Genomic DNA, 5,978 nt, shown 5'->3' with positions numbered 1-5,978 from the left:
GAGAAAACTGCTCCAACAACTGGGAAAAATAAACCCCGCTTAAAAAAGCGGGGTTTATCATCAATCTGAGCGCTTCCTCTGGAAGCGCTTCTATCGAATCGTTCTATATCTAAAAGCGATTAGCTCGCTTCGCGCTGTGCCTTCATGCGAGCAAGGCGCGCTACTTGATGTGTAGAAGTTAAGAATGCGAAGATCGGTGCTAAATAGCCACGTTTACGTAGCTCTAGGAAATCTTCGTCACCTAATTCATTTAACTTACGCTCATCCACAAGGTAAATACCGTTGATGTCTTTTTTCTCACCATGGATTTCTACCGTTAGCGTTTGTTGAACTAGAAGCTCTTTGTCAGCAAGATACTGAGTAAACGCTTCAGTTACGCGAGCAAACTCAACATAGCTTACCAACGCTTCTTTACGACGACCTAGGTATTCAGTTTCTTTACCGTCTTCGAAAAGCGCATTGCCTTCTTCTTCACCAACTAGCGGGCTTGCTTCGTCAATCACAATACCAAACTGATCTTGCTCTGGGTGCTTAACCAACCCAAATGGGTAACGTGCAGCGGCCATTGGCACAAAGCTGCCAGTCCACTTATCACCATCAACAAATAGGTTTTCACCAGGCTGAAGACCAAACATAGCAACCGCTTGGAATTGACCTGACTCAGTGTTTTTAACAAACGCCATTGGGAATTCTGTCGCTACACGCGCAAACTCATGCGCTACTACAGGCATTAAGTGCTGAGTTTTAAGGAAATCAACGTTCACGCCATTTTTTACTTTGATATTCGCGTGCTTTTCGTTGTGTAAAGGCTGCACTTGTTGTTCCGCCATAATACTGCTCCATTATTTTACGTATTTGTTACTTTATTTATTGCCCCTAAGGCTAGCGGTTTTCGGGGCAAATTGGAAGTTAAATTTATCTTACTCGTTACCCTACATATATTAACCACTAGACGAGAACACAATCTTCTCACTTAATGTCAATGATTAGCCGTGGCTGATAAATCAATAACTCTTTGAAGCTGACCCAGCGATAGTAAATGTGCGTGTACTGCTTCTAGCATGCCTGATTTCTGCAAAGACAATAGAGATTCATCATCGAGAGAATTTAGAAGCTCCCTATCGACTGAATATAGTCCCCCAATCTCTTTCTTCTCACCATCCCCCAAATCAAACTTAAAACTAAACTCCGTCAACAAACCAAGTTCGGACAAACGATTAACAAATTGAAACGACAACTCATCTTGACGATACAACTCCTCTAATTGCGAATGTCTTAACTTAAGAAAGTCCGAAAGTTCACCCGAATCTTGAAACAACGGCTCTCCAATCCCTGAACTATTTAATGCCGAAGCGTGAATTGCCAAATATGTCTTTTCATCTGAGGTTTTTGCTAGGACGAATGGATACTTCACTAAATGTTGAGGGATATATGGCGATTCAAACCTATTACCACGATAAAACGCATTTTTTCCGGTCTCAAGCCCAAGAATTGCTATCATTTGGAATTTAGCATCGCCACCAGACTTAATGAAACAAATAGGAAAATTCAGCGCTGCTTTTGCTACTTCACTTGGTGTTATAACCACCAAGTGCCGCTCTTTCGAATGCAATAAGTCAGTATCTAACTTAGCATAAAATTTTTTATGTTTTCCCGCATCAATGATTTCATATTTTTCTGACATTACACACTCAATTAATATGTTAAAGTAACAATTAAATTAGCATGTAAATATACAATTTAAAACCATGAAAATTCAAAAAATAAAACCATCAGATGTTGAAGACTTAAAGACATTCATTGAGAACAATAATTCTCCGATAATAATATCAGAACTATTTAAAGACTGGCCATATGTTGAGTTAGCAAAAGATTCTCCATCACATTTACTTAGAAAGTTACTTAGCATTGCTTCTAAGAAATTGGTAGATACTTTATTAATCGAATCTAAACATAAAGGACTAATCAGCTACGCAAGCGAAGATTACGAAAGATTCACATTCAAAAAATTTCAAGTTCCACTCAAAGCAGTGTTAAAAAGATTGATTGTTGAAAAGCGAGATGAGCACAGTGAAGACATTGCAGTTCAAAGCGCATTAATAGAGCAATGCCTACCATCTTTTCTTACACAAAATCCATCTCCAAATTTTCTATCTGAAATTTCTCCCAGAATATGGATTGGAACAGCAACAACAGTTCCTGGGCATTACGACACCTCTCATAACATAGCATTGAATGTTTGTGGTAAAAGAACATTTTATTTACTCCCTCCAAATGCAATCCCTAATATCTATGTCGCCCCGATAGATCGCGCCATAACAGGGCCTGCTATTAGCCTTGTCGACTTCGAAAAGCCTGATTTGAGCAAATATCCTAAGTTTAAGAACGTACATAAAGATGTCCAAATTGCAGAACTGGAAGTGGGTGAGGCCTTATATATCCCACCTATGTGGTGGCATAATGTTAAATCACATGAAAGAGCTAATATTCTAGTAAACTATTGGTGGGAAAATAAAACTGCATCCGAGCTAACATCTACTGAAAGTTTAATCCACGCAATTCTCACCATTAGAGCACTTCCAAAATATCAGAGAGATGCCTGGAAAGAAGTATTCAAACACTATGTTTTCGATAGAAAAGAAGATGTCTTTGACAAAACATACAAAGGCATTCTTTCTAATAGTCAGGAAGAAATAAGAAAAGTTGAAGACATATTATTAAAAAGAAATGCCGCTAAATAGCGGCATTTTAATAATATTAGAAACGGAAGTTTGCACCTAGTACAAATCGACGACCATTCTGGTATATAGATAATACCCTTGCTTCATCAGTATTATATTCTATGACCTCTTCATCAGTCAGGTTAATACCTTCAAATACTAATGAGATATTTTCAGTTACGTTGTATGTCGCACTAAAGTCCAACTGGCCATAGTCATCATTCCAAAGCTCCGTACCTGAAGAGTGTAAACCTTTATACCATTTTGTACGGTAGTTATACATCGCTCGAACCGCAAACAGATCATCTTCATAGTAACCTGAAATATTTAACATATTCTCAGAGGCTCCCATTACTAAGCCAGACCCCGGTTTTAGGACATCTCTTTCACCATCATTATTAGCATCAGTATAAGTATAGTTTGCTGATACACCAAAACCATTGTCAAAACTATGTTGAATAGAGGCTTCTAAACCCGTTGTTGTTCCCCCTGCCCCATTCTCAGGCCGAGTAACAGTTACAGGAACCCAACGTTGAGTTTCTTGATCATAAAACTCTTGGCTCGAAGTACCAGATGTTTGGTAACTCTCAATATCTTTGTAGAATAGCGTTATTGCAAGTAACGATGCATCACCGAAGTAATATTCCCAAGCAGCATCAAACTGGTTAGCTACTTGTGGATCTAGATTTGGATTACCAGCCTGTGCAGTTGGATTATCTTCACCAAGATCGCCAGGTGCGGTAATTGGTGAAATATCAAAGAAATTAGGACGCGCCATCGTTCGTGCCGCAGACAACCTCACAATTTGATCTTCAGCTAAGTCATAAGATAAATTGAAGTTTGGCAAAATCTCGGTGTAGCTACGTGACTCAGTTTTCCACTCTAATGTAGAAGGTGTTAAATCACCATTGAGGCCAGGGTTTTTGACAGTTAATAAGTCCCAAGAATCTGAAGAGAACAAATAACCAGCAGAATCTTGCTCAGTCTTAGCAACCCTTACACCTATGTTGCCTCGGAAACTTTCTCCAGAGAAATCACCCTGAACATAGAAAGCCGTTTTTTGCTCAGCTACTTCAAATATTTCTGGTAAATTCTTGTGAATTGCATAGGAAGCATTTGGGCCTAACCCTAATTCCAACATACGATCACTGTTGTGTATCAACTGTTGAGTAATATCACCATTGACAACGTCAGCACCAACAGTATCAGTGCCTCTAGAAAGGTCACAATCCGCAAGCGTACTACATTGATTAGCCAAGATCTGGTTCATGTAATTATCACTCTCACCATCGTTAGCTAAACCCCAATGCCAACTGTAGGCATTTCTGTCTTGCGTGCGTTTGTGATCACGATATTTTGCACCAACTTTAATTGATGTAAACGCACCAAGTTCGACCGGGAAGTCAAAGTCTACCTGAGCATAAGACTCTTCATCTGTTGTTGGTTTATTCCCACCCCAGATCCAGCCACCGTTAAATTTAGAAGGGTCCGTACCATCAATACCAGCGTTTACTGTTGGAGTACCATCAGTTAGATCAAAGTTGTAATCTCCCTGCCCGCCGTATTCCCAAGAAGTTTCATTTAATGTTCCACCCTCGGCTTCAGTCGTACCAAGCTCCACATTCATTGAGAATGAATCCGTTGCAAAGTCAATGTCTAAATGAATTGAATTAGTATCCGTGCTTGAGATACGGTTGATATGATTCCAACGAACATCACCACCGCCAGTGCCTTTTAATGCGTTGCCATCACTAAACGAAAGCTCGGCCTCTGACCCAGGATTCATCAATAGAAAGTTTGAATTGGTATTATTCACATCCATATTTGAATCAAGTATGTTTAAAGTCGCACTGAAATCGTCGGAAGGTGCAAATTGAATCGAGCTGAAAAATGTTGTTCTTTCACGATCTTGGCGGAAAACAGGAACCCCCATAGTACGAGGTGTATAAGTTCCATCACCTTGAACATCCCAACCAAGTACCTCAAAACCTTCACGACGAACTGTACGATCAGCTTTTGAACCAGAAATTAAAATACCAAATTGCTCACTTTCATTCTTCCATGAATAAAGTGCTTCAATTGATGGATCATGTTCTTCCGCTACTTCTGAGTATTGGCTCTGCAAGCTTAACTGAACAGTACCAGAATCCAAATCAAGAGGCTTGCGTGTATTTAGAATTACTGTACCACCAATTGAGCCTTCATCAATACGCGCTTCAGGAGATTTATATACTTCCAAGCTACTTACCAATGAAGACGGAAGCATTGTAAAGTTGAAACTACGAGAAGGGTTATCCAAGATAAACCAGTCAGCTGTACCAACATTTTGTCCGTTTAATAGAGTGCGGTTTTTAGTTGGATCTGAACCTCGAACAGTAATCTTTTCACCTTCACCAAACTCACGGCTAACCCCTACACCAGTAATACGAGATAGAGATTCCGCAACGTTTTTATCCGGAAACTTACCAATATCTTCTGCTGTTATCGAATCAACAACAGCGTTTGCGAATCTTTTGTTATTAATGTCCGCCTTACTGGAAGCGCGAATACCGCGAACTTCAATGACTTCTACGTTTTCTTGTACTTGATTTTGACTTTCTTCTGCAACTACAACGCCTGAAAAGCCCGCACCTAGTGCGATGCTGACGTTAACTGCAAGTAAGCTTTTTTTGAAATTATTAGCTAACACAGGATTCCCCTTGAATCATTTTGTTGGTTTTTTAAATCACTTCTGCCCAGTGATGATGACAACGCTGTCATCTAATAACAAACCATACACCCTAAATTACATATTCGCTACAATTTTTTTGGCCTGTTATTCAAAAAATATTCATATAGATATATATCTTATTGATAAATATAAATTTAAATATGACCAATATATGGTTTGTTACAAAAACGATTGGAGAATAGCACAAAAAATTTTGCTGCTGTAGGGTTTTAAGATGGAATTGTCTCAATAAAGGGACATTTTAATTATCTGAATACACACAAGGGGATGTGTATTCAATTCCCTCATCAAGCTTGGGCAGAAGCTAAAGATGAGAATCAATATCAATGACAACGCTGTCATTATAAGTTTATCTGTAAGTACTGTCTAGTTCTTTTAAGAGAAATTTTTATGACAAAGGCCTATAAAATCTGAGATCAGCGAGTTAGTTATCACTATCTTTTGCACAAATTTAAATACCCCATTACGGGACTTGTTGATTTTATAATGATCGTATCTTGAATCAGTAAAACTTATTGCTTTTATTC

The 5,978-nt window shown here is 38.8% G+C and carries 4 protein-coding genes; 1 reads left to right on the top strand and 3 read right to left on the bottom strand.

The window, feature by feature from the left end; all coding sequences use genetic code 11:
• Positions 1 to 119 precede the first annotated feature (119 nt).
• A complete protein-coding gene (locus CKO50_RS22305) occupies positions 120 to 830 on the bottom strand; it encodes a SapC family protein (protein ID WP_095729957.1) in 711 nt (236 codons plus the stop codon).
• A gap of 149 nt (positions 831 to 979) precedes the next feature.
• Positions 980 to 1,684, bottom strand: coding sequence for a SapC family protein (locus tag CKO50_RS22300; protein ID WP_010606514.1), 705 nt, complete (start codon positions 1,682 to 1,684; stop codon positions 980 to 982).
• A 64-nt stretch (positions 1,685 to 1,748) separates the two neighbouring features.
• On the opposite strand from CKO50_RS22300, the gene CKO50_RS22295 reads away from it, so the two are divergent.
• Positions 1,749 to 2,741, top strand: coding sequence for a cupin-like domain-containing protein (locus CKO50_RS22295; protein ID WP_095729956.1), 993 nt, complete (start codon positions 1,749 to 1,751; stop codon positions 2,739 to 2,741).
• A gap of 16 nt (positions 2,742 to 2,757) precedes the next feature.
• On the opposite strand, the gene CKO50_RS22290 is transcribed toward CKO50_RS22295, so the two are convergent.
• Positions 2,758 to 5,409 carry a TonB-dependent receptor gene (locus CKO50_RS22290; RefSeq protein ID WP_095729955.1) on the bottom strand — a complete coding sequence of 884 codons (2,652 nt, stop codon included), beginning with the start codon at positions 5,407 to 5,409 and terminating at the stop codon, positions 2,758 to 2,760.
• Positions 5,410 to 5,978: the final 569 nt, after the last annotated feature.

The sequence above is a fragment of the Pseudoalteromonas sp. HM-SA03 genome, from assembly GCF_002289345.1.
Lineage (GTDB): Bacteria > Pseudomonadota > Gammaproteobacteria > Enterobacterales > Alteromonadaceae > Pseudoalteromonas.
Note: the sequence above shows the minus strand (reverse complement) of the source record. Positions and strands in the feature narration are given on the sequence as shown.